The sequence below is a fragment of the Anaerocolumna aminovalerica genome, assembly GCF_900115365.1.
Lineage (GTDB): Bacteria > Bacillota > Clostridia > Lachnospirales > Lachnospiraceae > Anaerocolumna > Anaerocolumna aminovalerica.
The window spans coordinates 212,926-230,117 of sequence record NZ_FOWD01000002.1 but is presented as its reverse complement, the minus strand read 5'-3'; the positions used below and the strand labels follow the sequence as shown (position 1 = coordinate 230,117).

At 36.4% G+C, this 17,192-nt stretch carries 12 protein-coding genes; 9 read left to right on the top strand and 3 right to left on the bottom strand.

From position 1 onward, the window contains the following. The first annotated feature begins 71 nt into the window (after positions 1-71). Both BM183_RS02040 and BM183_RS02035 read left to right on the top strand, forming a co-directional pair. Positions 72-1,574 carry a GldG family protein gene (locus BM183_RS02040; protein ID WP_091684101.1) on the top strand — a complete coding sequence of 501 codons (1,503 nt, stop codon included), beginning with the start codon at positions 72-74 and terminating at the stop codon, positions 1,572-1,574. A 216-nt stretch (positions 1,575-1,790) separates the two neighbouring features. Next, the gene (locus BM183_RS02035; RefSeq protein WP_170847859.1) at positions 1,791-4,316 is read left to right on the top strand and encodes a SpoIID/LytB domain-containing protein; all 2,526 of its coding nucleotides are present in this window, start codon (positions 1,791-1,793) and stop codon (positions 4,314-4,316) included. 60 nt (positions 4,317-4,376) lie between these two features. On the opposite strand, the gene BM183_RS02030 is transcribed toward BM183_RS02035, so the two are convergent. Both BM183_RS02030 and BM183_RS02025 read right to left on the bottom strand, forming a co-directional pair. Then, entirely contained in the window at positions 4,377-5,537 is a 1,161-nt protein-coding gene (locus BM183_RS02030) for a pre-peptidase C-terminal domain-containing protein (protein WP_091684099.1), read from the bottom strand. Between the two features lie 145 nt (positions 5,538-5,682). Beyond that, the gene (locus BM183_RS02025; protein WP_091684097.1) at positions 5,683-6,585 is read right to left on the bottom strand and encodes an AraC family transcriptional regulator; all 903 of its coding nucleotides are present in this window, start codon (positions 6,583-6,585) and stop codon (positions 5,683-5,685) included. Positions 6,586-6,759: 174 nt separating this feature from the next. On the opposite strand from BM183_RS02025, the gene BM183_RS02020 reads away from it, so the two are divergent. The 6 genes from BM183_RS02020 (at position 6,760) to abc-f (ending at position 14,529) form a co-directional block, all read left to right on the top strand. Continuing rightward, positions 6,760-8,142 (top strand): carbohydrate ABC transporter substrate-binding protein, encoded by a 1,383-nt coding sequence (locus BM183_RS02020; protein WP_091684095.1) that lies wholly within the window; start codon positions 6,760-6,762, stop codon positions 8,140-8,142. A gap of 81 nt (positions 8,143-8,223) precedes the next feature. After that, entirely contained in the window at positions 8,224-9,114 is an 891-nt protein-coding gene (locus tag BM183_RS02015) for a carbohydrate ABC transporter permease (protein WP_091684094.1), read from the top strand. Between the two features lie 12 nt (positions 9,115-9,126). Next, positions 9,127-9,996: a carbohydrate ABC transporter permease gene (locus tag BM183_RS02010; protein WP_091684092.1), complete on the top strand. Its 870-nt coding sequence runs from the start codon at positions 9,127-9,129 to the stop codon at positions 9,994-9,996. Positions 9,997-10,078: 82 nt separating this feature from the next. Then, positions 10,079-10,255, top strand: a complete 177-nt coding sequence (locus BM183_RS20660; protein WP_170847858.1) for a DUF6903 family protein — start codon at positions 10,079-10,081, stop codon at positions 10,253-10,255. A 120-nt stretch (positions 10,256-10,375) separates the two neighbouring features. Then, positions 10,376-12,550, top strand: coding sequence for a 1,3-beta-galactosyl-N-acetylhexosamine phosphorylase (gnpA, locus tag BM183_RS02005; RefSeq protein ID WP_091684130.1), 2,175 nt, complete (start codon positions 10,376-10,378; stop codon positions 12,548-12,550). 455 nt (positions 12,551-13,005) lie between these two features. Further along, a complete protein-coding gene (gene abc-f, locus BM183_RS02000) occupies positions 13,006-14,529 on the top strand; it encodes a ribosomal protection-like ABC-F family protein (RefSeq protein WP_091684090.1) in 1,524 nt (507 codons plus the stop codon). A gap of 114 nt (positions 14,530-14,643) precedes the next feature. Here the strand turns inward: abc-f and BM183_RS01995 are convergent, their stop codons facing one another. After that, positions 14,644-15,633, bottom strand: a complete 990-nt coding sequence (locus BM183_RS01995) for a YihY/virulence factor BrkB family protein (RefSeq protein ID WP_091684088.1) — start codon at positions 15,631-15,633, stop codon at positions 14,644-14,646. A gap of 211 nt (positions 15,634-15,844) precedes the next feature. Here BM183_RS01995 and mltG point away from each other — a divergent pair, with 211 nt between their 5' ends. Next, complete coding sequence (gene mltG / locus BM183_RS01990; RefSeq protein ID WP_091684086.1) at positions 15,845-17,155, top strand: endolytic transglycosylase MltG; 1,311 nt, start codon at positions 15,845-15,847, stop codon at positions 17,153-17,155. The last annotated feature ends 37 nt before the right edge of the window (positions 17,156-17,192 follow it).

Below are 17,192 nucleotides of genomic sequence, written 5' to 3'. Positions count from 1 at the left end.
GCCTGCAATTTTCCGGACACAAAATTGCTATCATTATTAAAAAGCGCTAATGCGCTGGAATCGAGGTTAGAATGAAGGAATTTGATAATGAGATTAAACAGGAGCAAGAGATGCCAAAGAAAGAAACAAATAAAGTTAAGAAGGCAGCTTTTTCGGGCATAAAAGCCTCCTTCTCAACCAGAAAGTTTAAAGGAGGGGCCTATACCACAGTTGTTACAGCTGTTGTTTTGGTGATTGTATTACTGATTAATGTATTTGTGTCTGAATTAGATTTAAAAGTTGATTTAAGCTCTGATGATATGTTTACCCTTACAGATACCACTAAAGAATATCTGAGTAATATAAAAGATAATATAACCATTTATTATATGGTACAAACCGGCAGTGAAGATAATATTGTAAAAAGAATTATGGATAAATATAATTCTGCTTCCGGCCGTATTTCTGTGATACATAAAGATCCTGTACTCTATCCCGCTTTTGCCTCACAATACGCTGATGAAGAAATCTCCAATAACAGTGTAATCGTTGTAAATAATACCAATGGAAAGGTAAAGTATGTGGATTATAATGATATGTTTGAATATGAAATGGACTATGCTACTTATAATACAATCACTTCCGGTGTAGACGTAGAGGGGCAGATTACTTCTGCAATTCAATATACCACCATGGAAGAACTTCCTGTAATGTATATGGTAGAAGGACATGGTGAAATGCAGCTTTCTGACACCCTGAAAGCTACATTGAAGAAAATAAATGTAACTACCAATAAGTTAGCCACCCTAAAAACAGAAAGCATACCGGAAGATTGTTCTATCCTATTAATTACTGCGCCCCAGACAGATTATTCTACCGAGGAAGTTGATATGATAAAAGAATATCTGTCTACAGGGGGAGATGCTATAATCTTAGTTGACTATGCCGTAGAAGGTTTGGGGAATTTTAACAGCCTATTAAATTACTATGGTGTTGGTTTCGTTAATGGTGTTGTCTTAGAAGGAAACTCAAATTACCATATGGGTAAGTATGTAAATTACCTGTTACCAAATATAGAAAGTCATGAGATTACTTCATCCATACTTACAAAAGATGCTCCTGTCATTACTCCCGTGGTAAAAGGTATCGAAATATTAGATTCGGCAAGAAGTACAATAGAATTAACACCTTTGTTAACCACATCAGATTCTGCATATTCTAAAACTGATATACAATCTGATGTAATAGACAAGGAAACAGGGGATATAGAGGGACCATTTAATCTGGGCATATTAATAGAAGAAAACTATAATGACGCAGAAACCAAGATAGCAGTATATGGTTCTGCTTATATGATTGATGAAGAACTAACTGCCTTTCCTTCCTCCGGAAATATGGATATGTTTTTAAACACAGTGAACTATGTGGGTGGTAAAGACAATTCCGTAGCCATTCCAATAAGAAATTTAGCACAGGAATATTTAACAATCTCTGCTTCACAGTCTAATTTCTGGGCTGCACTAGTAGTTATTGTTATTCCTGCCTCATTCTTAATTACTGGAGGATACATTTGTATAAAAAGGAGGAAGAAATAATGGCAGGCAGAAAGATGAAGAATCGAAATACACTTATACTCTTACTGATTGCTATGGCTTTGATTCTTTCTACCCAATCTTGTACATTTTTTTAGATTTCATTGACATATTCTCATTCTGCATGTATATAATTGTAATACAAGCATGAAGTATAATCTATGCTTAATATATGAAACGACAGCAAATATGCCTGACAATGCATGGATGGGAGCTTATATGAAAAAAAAATTAATGATTATGGGAGTTTGTATCATTGTTCTTTTACTATTTTTTGCAGGTAATTTATTTAAAAGGTTATCAGGCAGGGATACTTCAGATGGCAGCGTGATTTTACGGGATGGGGACATGATTACCGTTAATGAAACCTTTGATTTACTAAAATTTTTAGGCATAGATACCAATGGAATAAGTGAAATATTGGGATTGCCAAAGGAATACAGTGAAAATAAATCAAAACTGAAGGAAGTTAATACAGAGGACAATATTAAATATTTAAAATTTGGACAATGTCTGTCTTTATTAAAATTAGCTGCTAGTGAATTGGGATTAGAAACAGACGCCATAATACATAACTTATCTTTCGATTTAAAGTCCGGGCCAACCAATAAAGCAGTTTTGACTGTGGAGTTCCTGAATTTATATGAGTGTATATTGGCGGAGTTACCTGAAGGTACCTCACCCATTTCAGAAAAGAAGCTGTTTATACTTGGCAATCCTAATAATCCTTCCTTATCCGAGGGAGGGGAAGATAAAAATACAATGGTTACCGATCAGGGAAATTACTCTTACCTTTCAGGTAAAAACTATGAAGAATTTTATGAAGACGGAGATTTAAAGATTGAAACTGCGGATAAGACCAAATCTAGTCAGGAGAATTCTAATAAAAAAAGAAAAGAAAAGTCCTCCGGTGAATTATTTGCAGATAATGTATTTCAACTTGAAAATTACATTGATTATTCTGTGACTGCATTGGTCAGCGGTTCCAATTTAGTATACATAAAGGAAGTTCTAGAGGAAGAAACTCTATTGAGCAATGTGTGGATAGCCCAGGGAAAAGGGGACAGCGTATCGGTATTCCTGCATAATACCTATAAAGACTTTTCCACCAAATCACCACTGTCTAAAGAGGTAACCGGATGTATCGGCGACTTGACTATGAAGGACGGTAAAATAGTTAAAATAAGTATTAAACCGGATAAAATAGAAGGAAAAGTGCTAGTTGCAAATAAAGACTTTATTGAAGTACAAGGTTATGGAAAGCTGCCCCTGCACAAGAATTATAAAATTTACAAAATATACGATGAATTATCCATGGAGTTAACCAATAGTATTTTAGTTGGCTATGAGGCTACAGATTTTATTGTAGCAAAAGGTGAAATTGTTGCCGCCTTAATTACAGAACCAATTAAGGCACAAAATATTCGGGTATTATTAAAGACTAACAAATTCTCCAGTATTTTTCATGATGAAATAGTTCTTTCGGGAACAAGAGATTTCACAGTAACCATCGGTGAAAAGGAAGTAAGTTATAAGGCCGGTTCTGAACTTACATTTAAGAAAGATGACGAGGTATTGAAAAATAACCGTATCTTTATTCAGCCAAAATCAGAAAATGGTAAAATTCAATTATTATCCCTGGAACGTTCCGGCGGAAAGCCGGCCTATAGGGGAAGTATTGAAATATCTGCAAGGGAAGAAGGAATGGTTGTTGTAAATGAACTTCCTCTTGAAGAATACTTATATGCCGTTCTTCCAAGTGAGATGCCAACTAATTATGGGCTGGAGGCATTGAAGGTGCAGGCAATCTGTGCAAGAAGCTATGCCTATAACCAATTATTAGCCAACAGTTACGGACAATACGGTGCCCATGTGGACGACAGTATATCTTATCAGGTTTATAATAACATTCCAGAAAATGATAATACCATTTTGGCAGTTAAGGATACCTATGGAAAAGTAATAGAATATGGAGGTTCTGTTATAACCGCATATTATTTTTCAACTTCCAGCGGCCACACAGCTTCCATTGAAGAAGTCTGGGGAAGTGAAAAAAGTGAATATCTGGTGGGAAAAATTCAAAACAAATATGATGTAAAAGACGGCAAAGTCATTACCGCTTCAACAGTCAAGGAGAATGAACCTGATTTTTCCACTGAAGAAACTTTTAGAAATTTTATTTTAGATCCGAAAGAAGCTACTTATGACAGTGAATTCCCATGGTACCGCTGGAAAACTACCATTTCTCTAAGTAATTTGCAAAAATCCATAGAAAAGAGTTTAGAATCCAGGTATAAAGCTAATCCGGATCTGATTCAAACTTTAACGGATAAAGATGGAGGAAAAGAAGTATTCGAAAGCATTCCGGTAAGCACCATTGGAGAACTAAAAGATATTAAAGTATATAAACGAGAGAAAAGCGGAATTCTTTCAGAAATTCTGCTGCTTGGTTCAAAGGCTACCCTTAAAGTATCTACTGAATATAATATCAGAACTTTATTAGCTCCTCTTTATGATGAGATAATCCGTCAGGACGACAGCACCACTTCAGGACTTACTATGCTGCCAAGTGCCTTCTTTGTAATGGATAAGGACGGCCAGGAAATAACCTTCTATGGCGGAGGATATGGTCATGGAGTAGGAATGAGCCAGAATGGTGTAAAGGCTATGGCTGATGCAGGTATTTCATATGAAGAGATTTTAAAACATTACTATACCGGAGTAGGATTGGGATTTATATATTAATAATAAATAAGAGCCCGCAGTCATAAGAAACTGCGGGCTTCTAAATTATTATTGCTTTATTTATTTTACTTTAATGGAATAAGATCCTGAGCTTTTCTCATCGGCTTTATAAACCTTGATATAATATGTACCTTTGCTCCATTTACCGCTGGATTCTACTTCTTTGGATTGTACACCGCTATATAGATAGAAACTTCCATACCAAACGGTTTTACCCTTAGAATCACATACTTCAGCCATTAATTTTCCGTCCACCTTGGAATCTATGCTTACTTTAATCGCTTGCTCTTTACTTAAAGTGAATTTATACCAATCTTCCTTAGTCTTTTTATCAGCAGTTGTACAGATTCCACTTACTGCAGAACCTCCAACTTTTATACCTGCTGCTTTTCCAAGTGAAGCCCCGGATTTGTCTGTTACATTTGAAAATGAGTATTTTATGGTGTGTAAACCGCCTCTTGCATCAACTTTAACATAATAGGTTCCTTTTGTTAAAGCATAAAATTGATTCAGGGTATTACTATAGGCACCCTTCTCATTCTTTTCAGTATATACACTTGCCTGTTCTGAAATTGGTTTCTTTTGGCTGTTTAATAAGGTGAATCTTGCAGATTGCAGATCCTCTTTATCGAATTTAATATTTAACGTCACCAGTCCGGTTTTATTAACCACTATTTTGTATAAATTCTCACTGGTATCATAATCCTGATATGCGAAATAAGTTACATCTTTCTTAATTTCTCTGGTACCGACTGGTATTAAATCTAATTGTAAGTTAAAACTTAGTTTTTCTTTATAATCATATTTTCTGAGTAATTCTAATTTAATATAATAGGTTCCGGCTTTTTTCACTTCGGCAATACCCATTTTTTCTTCCCCGCCGCTGCTTAAATAGATTGTCTTGCCTACTTTTTTGGTAAGTCCTGCATCTTCATATAATTGTCCGGTTAAAGTACTGAAGTTAGGATCAGTTTCTTGTAAAGTAATTAATAATACACCTTGTTGTTTCACTTTTACTGGATAGCTTAATTCTTTTACATCATTTTCAAAGATGGTTTCATAATAATTAAAATCTTTGTCAACATCCTTTTCCGTGGCTATCGTATTGTGTGTCAGGGTTTCAGAATCCTCATTCACTGGTGCGGCTTGTACTTTTAATGATCCCATAAAAACAGCAACCAGTAAGATCATTGTAAATATCTTTTTACTTAATTTGAACATAAAGGTCTCCCTTCCTATTAAAATTTTTTCATTGCCACTTATCCCCAAGTATATGATCAGCGGGTAGTTTAAATTACCAATATTTCAAATATTTTCTAGTATATAATAATTTATATATCTTGTAAAGTGTTATCTTTTATAATATCTACCGAAATGGATGATATTTTTTTCTATATTCCTGAGGTGATATATTTACAGCTTTTTTAAAGGCCTGTGAAAAGTAACTTGGAGAAGAAAAGCCTACAATTTGAGAAATCGATGATAAAGAATAATTAGTATTTGCAAGCAGGTGCTTACTTTCATCAATGCGCCTCTTAATTAAATAATTGATTGGTGAAATCCCAAACTGCTTGGCAAAATTATGGGCAAAATAGTGTTTATTTAAGTGTACTAGAGAACTTAAAGTTTCCAGTGTTATGTTCTCGCTGTAGTGATCATCAATATATTTTTTAGCTATATGACATTCTCTTGTTATGAGAGGTCCGGTAATGATAGAAACTTTAAAGACATCATTTCGAAGAATGATTGTAAAGATGATATTCAATAAATTCTGGCACACAAAGTCACGGTATGGCCGATCCTGCTTCATTTCATCTGCGAGTGTATTAAAGTAAAGATGTAAATCAGATCTATAGGTGGAATTGTTTAAAAGGATACAGCCCCGGCTTTCTGTTTGAAACTGTATTCCTTCCACTCCCAGTACAATATATTCCATTGGTTTTGAAAGATTTGAAATTTCCGTATGTACAATGGTGGGATTTAAGATAATGAGATCATTGGATTTCACATCAAGAATTTCTGATTCCACAGAGAATTTTCCGGTACCTTTGGTAATGTAAAAGAATTCTGTAAAGTTATGGGAATGAGGCAGGCTTATCCAGTCCTTTCCGTATTTTGATATTGCCACATAGAGTAAAGTAACGTGAATAGCCTGATTACCACGCTTGCCCCCAGGATTAAAAGTATAGGTAAGAGTGGAGTCCTCCTTATGTATCATAGAGGCTTCACATTCATTCTCTGTATTAAAATTAAAACGGTTATTACTCATGACCTTCTCCTTTCTTATTGTGCAAGTATTGTATAAAAATATAGAATTATAATTGCAAATTGTTTATTATGTATATTATAAAGCAATATCTATAAAGAAGAAAGCAAGATTTCTATTGTTTATGAAATTAGATATTGTATACTACATACATAGCTTTAAAAGGAGGATGAATATATGAAAAAATTTGTTAGTATTTTGTTAGTACTTGCATTGACAGTTAGTTCCTTCGTTGGTTGTGCAAAAAAAGACGAGGCCAATACAGGTGATAATGCAACACCTGGTACAACTTCAGAACCTGCTAAGGAGGCAGCTACAGAGACACCAAAGCAGGATGTTACAATTAAAGTAGCAGCTATTGAAACAGCTTATGGTGCAGATATGTGGACTAAAGTCTCTGAAGCATTTACAGCAAAGACAGGAATTAAAGTAGAGCTTACAACAGATAAATCCTTAGAGGATGTAATTGGAGCCGGAATGAAGGCTGGAGACTATCCGGATGTTGTTCATTTGGCCACAGGCCGTCCGGCAGCTTTAACAGAGACTTTAATAAAAGAAAATGGCTTAGAAGATATTACAGATGTTTTAAGTATGACAGTTCCGGGAGAGGATAAAAAAGTTAGTGATAAGATTGCCGGCGGATTTACAGAATCCTCTTTAACCAATCCTTATAATGACGGAAAGACATACATGGCACCTATGTTCTACAGCCCATGCGGATTGTTTTACAACCAAGGTCTATTTGAAGAAAAAGGCTGGACAGTTCCAGCAACATGGGATGAAATGTGGGAATTAGGAGATAAGGCAAAAGCAGAAGGTATTGCATTATTCGCATACCCTACAGCAGGATATTTTGATGCATTCTTTTATGCTCTTCTTTATGAAGTAGGCGGTGCGGATTTCTTCCAAAAAGCTACTACATACACAGAAGGTATCTGGGATACTCCGGAAGCAAATCAGGCATTTGACATTGTTGAGAAGTTAGCTTCTTATACGGAAAAATCAGTTCCTTCCAATGCTAATAATGATAATTACCTTAAAAACCAGCAGTTAATCTTAGACAACAAGGCATTATTTATGCCAAATGGTACCTGGGTTGTTGGTGAAATGAAAGATGCTCCCCGTGTGGATGGTTTTGAATGGGGATTCACCGCACTGCCTGCGGTTGCTAAAGGTGGAGATGCTTATTCCTATACATGGTTCGAACAGTTATGGATACCGGCAGCGGCTGAAAACAAAGACGCAGCAAAGCAATTTGCAGCATATATGTATTCTGATGAAGCAGCAGGGATTTTCGCAGAATCCGGAGCTATTCAACCAATCGTTGGATTTGCTGATAAGTTAGAAGGTGACAACAAGATGTTCTACAGTATATATGATAATGGTGCAAAAGCTGCTTTGGGAAGCTTTGCAACAACAGATCCTGTAGAAGGTGTAAACTTTGCCGATACTATATTTGGAACAGTGAACTCTTTGGTTAGCGGGGATAAAGCCAAGGCACAGTGGATCGAAGGAATTAAAAAAGACAGTGACCTGCTCCGTGCTGCTTTAAAACAATAAAATCTAAATACAGTACCGGGTAGGCAAAATATAAACGGTGAGCAGAAACTTAGCTCACCGTTTCTTTAACAGGAGACAGACATGAAAAATAAAGGAAAATCAATATTTATATTCTTATGTGTAGCGCCGGCAGTAATTCTGTTTACAATCTTTATGGTTATACCAACTATTAATATTTTTAAAATGTCACTTTACAAATGGGGTGGATATTCACCCAATAAAACTTTTGTAGGATTTGATAATTTCATAAAGCTTATGCAGGATATGAAGTTCTTACAAGCTTTTCAGAATACAGTGTTATTAATTGTTATTGTCAGTGTTATAACCATAGCTCTTGCCCTGATTTTTGCAGCCATATTAACAAGAGAAAAAATAGTAGGTCAGAATTTTTTCCGCATTGTTTTCTATATACCAAACATTTTGTCCATTGTAATCATCAGTGCTATTTTTAGTGCAATTCTGGATTCAAAAAATGGATTACTTAACAGTATTCTAGCTCTCTTTCGGGATAAGGGCAGCGAACCGATTTATTGGCTGGGAGATCAAAAAATTGTTATATTTTCAATTGCCATGGCCATGATATGGCAGGCTATTGGCTATTATATGGTTATGTATATGGCCAGTATGGCTAGTGTTCCGGAGAGTGTATACGAAAGCGCCAATATGGAAGGTGCCAGCCGTATCCGACAGTTCTTTACCATGACCATCCCATTAATCTGGACTAATATCAGAACGACTTTAACGTTCTTTATCATAAGCAGTATTAACCTGAGCTTTATGCTTGTAAAAGCCATGACCAGCGGAGGACCGGACGGCAGTACCGAAGTATTCTTAAGCTATATGTATAAACAGGCCTACACGAATTCCAGCTATGGATATGGTATGGCGGTTGGTGTTGTAGTATTCCTGTTTTCCTTTGCTTTAAGCGGAATCCTGAACCTGATTACCAAACGTGAACCAATAGAAATGTAGGAGGCTGAAAACATGCATAAACTTCCATTAAAGAAAATCTTAATCTATCTTGTATTAGGATTGTTAGCAATATCAATTATTATACCTGTAGGCTGGGTATTTGTAGCATCAGTCAAGCAGAATAATGAGTTTTACGGCAGCCCATGGAAACTTCCGGAATCTTTCTACCTGCAGAACTTTGCAGATGCCTGGGGTAGTGCCCGTATGGGTGAATATATGTTAAACAGTATAATTGTCACAGCGGTAGCTCTTGCTATCCTTTTAGTTGTTGCCCTTCCGGCAGCTTATTGTCTTAGCAGATTTAAGTTCCGGCTTCGTAAGATCTTAAAGGTTCTTTTTATGGCTGGTTTGTTTATTAATGTAAACTATATAGTAGTACCAATCTTCCTGATGTTTATTGATGGGGATAAGGCGTTGAAAAGTATAGGGCTCTCTCCTCTTTTCTTAAACAACATTTATGTTCTGGCCCTTGTTTATGCCGCAACAGCACTTCCTTTTACTATTTATTTATTGTCCGGTTACTTTGTAACCATACCAAGGACTTATGAAGAGGCAGCTTATATTGACGGAAGCGGATATTTAAAGACCATGGTAAAGGTAATATTACCAATGGCCAGACCAAGTATTATTACGGTTATTCTGTTTAATTTCTTATCTTTCTGGAATGAATACATCATAGCAATTACGCTGTTAACAGATCCCAAGGGTGCAAAAACACTTCCTGTGGGTCTGATGAACCTGATGAAAGCCCAGAATGCAGCAGCCCAGTATGGCCGTATGTATGCAGGCCTTGTTCTGGTTATGCTGCCCACCCTGATACTTTATATTATAGTGCAAAAGAAACTGACACAGGGTATGACACTTGGCGGTTTGAAAGAATAGGCGCAAAGTAAATTGGTAAGGGATTCAATTTGTAAATGTGTGGGGCACCAAAATACGGTGTTTCGGCAGAATGGAGAGTTATATGGAAAATACATTAAAAGTTCTGGCAGTTATTCTAAAATGCATATGCCTTGTTATATGTGTAGGCCTGGTTATTGTGGGGCAAAAGAATATAAGTTATAAGGGGTTATACACCATGCTTGCAGGCCTGTGCGGAATACTGTTATTGTTATATTTTTACAACAGGAAATATAAGTAAATAAAAATATTTTAAAAATTTGCATTCTGGTGGATTGTGCCTTGTAATGTACAGTCTTTCTTAGATATACGCAAAATTAACTAGATTAAAGGGCGTTCAGGCGCCGGAATGGCGGTAGATATGAAAAAGAATACAATACTAACCGGAAGGGTTACAATACCAACGGACACAGATGTGGTTCCGGAAACAATAGAGCTGTTGAATAAATGGGGAGCAGATGCCATCCGCGATTGTGATGGCACGGATTATCCGGAGGAGTTAAAGTGCGTTCAGGCGAAGGTGTACAAAACCTATTACACAACCCGTAAGGATAATGAATGGGCAAAAGCACATCCGGAAGAGGTGCAGCAGTGCTATATTATGACTCCCTTCTATACAGCTACGGAAAAAAATCTGCGTATTCCTTTGTTGAAGGGGATAGCAACTGACCTAATGAAGGTGAATGATTATGATGATAAAGCCCGGTGGTGGGAAGTTATTGACCGCAGTACGGGCCTGGTAGTTACCACAGAGGACTGGAGCTATGAGAAAGAAACAGGAGAAGTTATAATTACAAACTGCAACCTGTTCCACAATTACACAGTCAGCTTTCTTGCATATCTTATCTGGGATCCGGTACATATGTATAATGCGGTGACCAACGATTGGAAAGATGTAGAGCATCAGATAACCTTTGATGTAAGACAGCCAAGGACAAAGGAATATTCCATGGGTCGTCTTCGTAAGTTTATTGAAGAACACCCTTATGTGGATGTGATCCGTTACACAACCTTTTTCCATCAGTTTACCTTAATCTTTGATGAGATGATGCGTGAAAAATATGTTGACTGGTATGGATACTCCGCATCGGTATCACCCTACATCTTAGAACAGTTTGAGAAAGAGGTGGGTTATAAATTCCGTCCGGAGTTTATCATTGATCAGGGATATTATAATAACCAGTATCGTATCCCCAGCAAAGAATTCAAAGACTTCCAGGCGTTTCAGAGACGGGAAGTGGCGAAGTTAGCGAAGGAAATGGTAGACATCACTCATGAATATGGCAAGGAGGCCATGATGTTTCTGGGAGATCACTGGATAGGTACAGAACCATTTATGGAAGAATTTAAGACAATCGGTTTGGACGCAGTTGTGGGCAGTGTGGGAAATGGCAGCACCCTTCGGCTGATCAGTGATATTCCCGGTGTAAAATATACCGAGGGAAGATTTCTGCCTTATTTCTTCCCGGATACTTTTTATGAAGGGGGAGACCCGGTTAAAGAAGCAAAAGTAAACTGGGTTACTGCAAGACGTGCCATCCTAAGAAAACCAATTGACAGAATCGGATATGGCGGCTACTTAAAACTTGCTTATCAGTTTCCGGAATTTATAGACTATGTGGAATCTGTTTGCAATGAATTCCGTGAGCTGTATGAAAATATTAAGGACACAACACCTTACTGTATCAAACGGGTAGCAGTACTGAACAGCTGGGGCAAAATGCGTGCATGGGGTGCCCATATGGTACATCATGCACTTTACCAGAAGCAGAACTATAGTTATGCAGGAGTGATTGAAGCCTTAAGCGGAACACCATTTGAAGTATTTTTTATTAACTTTGATGATATCAGAAATGACAGGAACCTCCTAAAGAATATAGATGTATTAATAAATGTAGGAGATGGAGATACTGCACATACCGGTGGTGAAGCTTGGGAAGATGCGGTGGTGTCAAGTGCAATCCGTCAGTTTGTTTATGAAGGCGGAGGCTTAATCGGGATTGGTGAACCTGCAGGACATCAATATCAGGGACATTATATCCAGTTAGCAAATGTATTTGGTATAGAAAAGGAAACAGGATTTACCCTAAATTACGATAAATACAACTGGGATACTGTCAGCAGACATTTTATCACTGAAGATTCCAGGGCAGATATTGATTTTGGTGAGGGTAAGAAAAATATGTATGCTTTAGAGGGTACCACCATTCTTGTACAAAAAGAAAAAGAAGTTCAAATGGCAGTAAATGAATTTGGTAAGGGAAGAAGTGTTTATATAAGTGGTCTGCCATATAGCTTTGAAAACACCAGAATCCTATACAGAAGTATTCTTTGGAGTACCCACGATGAAGAAGATTTAAATAAATGGTTTTCCAGCAACTTTAATGTAGAAGTGCATGCTTATGTAAAGAATAACAAGTATTGTGTTGTAAACAATACCTATGAACCACAAAAAACAAGGATTTACAGAGGGGATTCCAGCAGCTTTGAATTAGAGTTAGATGCCAATGAAATTATCTGGTATGAGATATCCTAAGCACATACTGATTTGGAAAAGTGAGAACATACAAGAAAATAGTTGCCCGAGGAAGAATTTTATGCTATGGTAGAGGTATCTTCTGAAAGCAGAGGTTGAAATAAGAATATGTTGATTAACCTACTTTTTAACAACAGCAAACTGCACTAATCTTTATTAGGAAAAGAGCCCTTTATGGAGGGCGCTGTTTTGGTGCAGTTTACTGGGGTTACTTTATGCGGATAGTATCCGTTTTATAGTAATCTGGTAAAAGGTAGGTATTTTTATGCCTGTTAACAGGTTATAGAATAATGGATGGGTGCTATCCTGTAAAGCTAAAGAAAAATGAAAGGAGGTATCAAATATTATGTTGATTCGTTTACGTTTCATGTTAGAGTCAGAATAGGCTCGGCATAAGGCGTCATTATCCCGGGCCTGTCCTGACAAAGAATACAGTCAGGAAAGGAATATAGAATATGTCGCAAATTATAATAACTGATATGAGTTTTAGTTATAAAACTTTTTATGAACCAATATTTGAAAAAATAACACTCAATCTGAACACCCACTGGAGGCTTGGACTAATTGGGAGGAACGGAAGGGGAAAGACCACCTTTTTAAGACTTCTTCATGGAGAACTCTCCCCGGATAAAGGAAGGATTAGTTTGGAAACAGACACAGAACTGTTTCCCTATGAAAATAAGGTAAAATATCCTCTTACCATGGATGTGATAAAAGAAAATATCGGGGGCTTAAGAACTTTAGAGGACAATCTGGATGACATGGATGCCCTTGGACAATACCTGGAACTTGATGGTTTCTCTATGGAGGGCCACATTAAGAAAGAGATGTACCGTATGAAACTGGGGGATGAGCTGCTTTATCGGGATTTTTCCCTTCTGTCGGAAGGAGAGAAGACCAAAGTGCTTCTAATTGCTCTATTTCTTCGAAAAGACACCTATCTTTTACTGGATGAGCCCACCAATCATCTGGATATTCAGGGTAAAAAGGATGTAGCGGAATATTTAAAACGAAAAAAGGGCTTTCTGGTAGTATCCCATGACAGGGACTTTTTAGATGAGGTGGCGGATCATATCCTGGCAATCAACAAGTCGGATATTACCGTGGAACAGGGCAATTTTACTACATGGAAGCAGAATAAAGATTTAAAGGATGAGTTTGAAGCAAGAACGGGTGAGAGATTAAACAGAGAGGTGAACCAGCTGGAGCGCCATGCTAAGAAGAGCCGGAATTGGGCGGGAACAGCCAATACTCAGAAATATGCCTTTGCCAGCCATGCCAGAACCAATGGTGCCAAAGCTTATATGGGTCAGGCAAAACGTTCGGAGCAGCAGATAAGGGATAAAATAGAAGAAAAGAAATCGCTGCTTCTTAATTTTGAGACGGCAAAAAAGCTTGAATTTGAACAGCTTGATACAGAAGATGCCTGGCTTGTGAAAGGAAAGAATATTATGTATTCCTATGAAGACAAGGAACTGTTCTTTGGACTATCCTTTGTGATAAAGCAAGGTGAACGTATTTGGATTAGAGGCCGGAATGGAGCAGGCAAGACCACCCTGTTAAAACTGATACTGGGTAAACTTTCCGTTAGGGGAATCCTCCGGGCAGAGGAACTTAAGATTACAGAAGCCCTGCAAGAACCTTTATGGAAGGAAGGATTTCTTAAAGAGCTTATAGATGGAGCAAATATAAATTCAGAAACTTTTGAAAAGCTATGTAGTCTTTTCGATCTTCCAGATGCTCTTTTCCACCGTCCATTAGAGACTTTCAGCAAAGGTGAGCTAAAAAAAATTGAAATAGCAAGAGCGCTTTCCGTAGAAAATCATCTGATTCTTCTGGATGAACCCCTTAATTACATGGATATTTACTTCAGGGAACAATTAGAAAGGGCTATCCTTGCCTTGAATCCAACCATTGTGTTTGTTGAGCATGACGAATGGTTTGGGGAGAGAGTTGCTACCAGGACAATTCATCTGTGATTTAAATAAGCTGGTTTTAATTTGTAAGATGTTCATTATATAAATAAGATGTGCAGGCACAAAGTGTCCCTGCACATCTTATTTTCTCAACTTTGTGCTTTTTTGAAAAGTCTTTTATTTTATTTTTTTATCGTGATTTCCTTTATTTTCTATAATAGTTTGCCTTATTATTTTATCCCTTTTCATATTCATCTGCTCTTTCATTTCTACTTCATTACCTGCAGTAACCAGGCCTCTTTTAATGGCTTTCTGTTTTATAAATATCTGTTTTATAAAGTATACCAGATCTCCGGAGTAAAGTACTACATTGATTTCTGCACCGATAAATAAAATGTACATAATAAAATAAAACCAAAGCATAAAAATGATAACGGCTGTTAAACTGCCATAAGTATTGGTGAAGTTGCCCATGTTATCCACATAATAGGAGAATAAATAGGAAAAGCCCATCCAGCCCACAGCTGATATAAATGCTCCCGGAAGTTCCTGAAATACACGGGTTTTTCGGTTTGGAATTACAACGTATAATAATAAGAAAAACAAGGTCAACAGGCATAGACCCACAATGGTACGGATACTGATAATAAATAAAGCCAGCTCACTTAAAACAGGTATCTTGCCCTGAATCCATAAAAATAACTGATTACCAAAAACTAAAATCGAAAGTGTAACCACAAGCATAATAATAAAAACAAAAGTATAAACAGCAGAAATAATCCGTAATCGTATATAACTTCTTGTTTCCTTAATACAATATACAGCATTTAACCCCTTTACAATTGAGAGCACGCCTCTGGATGCTGACCAAAGGGCAGTAATAGCTGCAAAGGATACGATGGTTCCTGTGGTTTTGGCATATACTTCTGTAATAATTGATATAATTAGCAAATGTAAAGAAGATGGGAATACGCCTGGTAATGTTTCCAGCAAGGTGCTTTCTGAAAAAATATCCTGTAAAATAGTCAGTAATAGCATAATGAAAGGAAAAAAAGATATAATTACAAATAAAGCTGCCTGTGCTGCAAAGGCTGAAACACAGTCATCCCTGATTTTCCTTGCAAATGCCCGGATTATTTTAATAAAAGATATGATGATCATTGTCATAGGTATACCTCCCAATTTTTTTACCTAGAAGGCAAAAATGGTGATTATAGTATTATATGTGAACGATTACAAGCTTAGTCATTTTGATTTATTTCAAATACTTTCTATTCCGGTACTCATTCATTTATGCTATACTTTAAAAATAAAGATATTATAATAATACTACATTATTCCAAAAAATCAAATCATATAAACTTAAAGGGGGATTACAGTGAAAAGAAAAAGATTAGTCTTTATGGTAATATTATTAGTATTTACTAATGTTACACTATTATTTCTTCCGTATATAGAGGCAGAGGCTGCTTCAAAGAAATATGGATTAATTATTGCAAATGAGAAAGGAAAATATACTTTTTATGACTTAAATGAGGCAGAAGGAAAAGCAGGATTAGAAACCGTCGGTAATGGCAATGTTATGGTTCCTTTATGGAGAATGACAAAACTTATGCCAGGACTTACTTATAAATATGATTCCAAAACAAAAGAAGCTACGGTAACAAATAAAAGTAATGGAAAGAAAATAGTATTTAAAAAAGACAGTACATATTTTAACTATTATTCCTCAAAAAGTTCCAAACCGGAAAAGAAGAAAATGGTTTATAAAATGTATCTTTCCCAAAAGAGTTCTTCTGTTATGGTACATATGAGTGCACTTCGCTGGGTAATGAATTCAGCAAAAGGATGTAAATACTATAAAATTGAAGATATGAAAAAAGGCGGTTATGATACTTCCATTTACAGCGGTCTTTTGGTTTATAATCCATACCAAGAAGTTACAGGGTTAGCAAAGGCAACAGAAGTGAATAATATTTCTAAAACTGTGAGAGTTACCATACCGGAAGGATATGCAGTTTCTCAGGTATTTGAATTATTGGTAAGTAAAGGAGTATGTGCTTCAACTAAATCCCTTTACGATGCACTTTACAACTATGATTTTAGTTATTATCCTTTAGTAAAGGCGATACCGGAGAATGAATTCCGCTGCTTTTTATTAGAAGGTTATCTGTATCCGGATACTTATGAATTTTACCGGTTAAGCAAAGGACAGGATGTTATAGGCAAGTTCTTAAGAAATGGGGAAAGTAAAATAACAGAGGATATGCGGTTAAAGGCAGAAAGTTTAGGTTATACCATGGATGAAATTTTAACCATAGCCTCCTTAATTGAGAAAGAGGCAGGGAATTCAAAGACTATGGCTGACATATCTTCTGTAATTCACAATCGCTTGTCAAAGGGAATGAAATTACAATTAGATGCCTCTATTTATTATGTGGAACGTTATATAAAACCAAATATTGATGGTGATATCAATCGATATAATTCTTACTATAATACCTATAAAACAGGAGCTTTACCATCAGGCCCCATATGCAATCCGGGTATTAAGGCAATAAATGCAGCTCTTAATCCGGCCCAGACAGAATATTTATATTTTTATAGTGATGAGAATGGAGAATATCATTTTTCCAAAGAATATGTAAATCCAAAAGCAAATGCATCCAATGAAAATGTAACAAAATAACCCCTTGACAACGGGGTTTAATGTGTTAGAATATTTT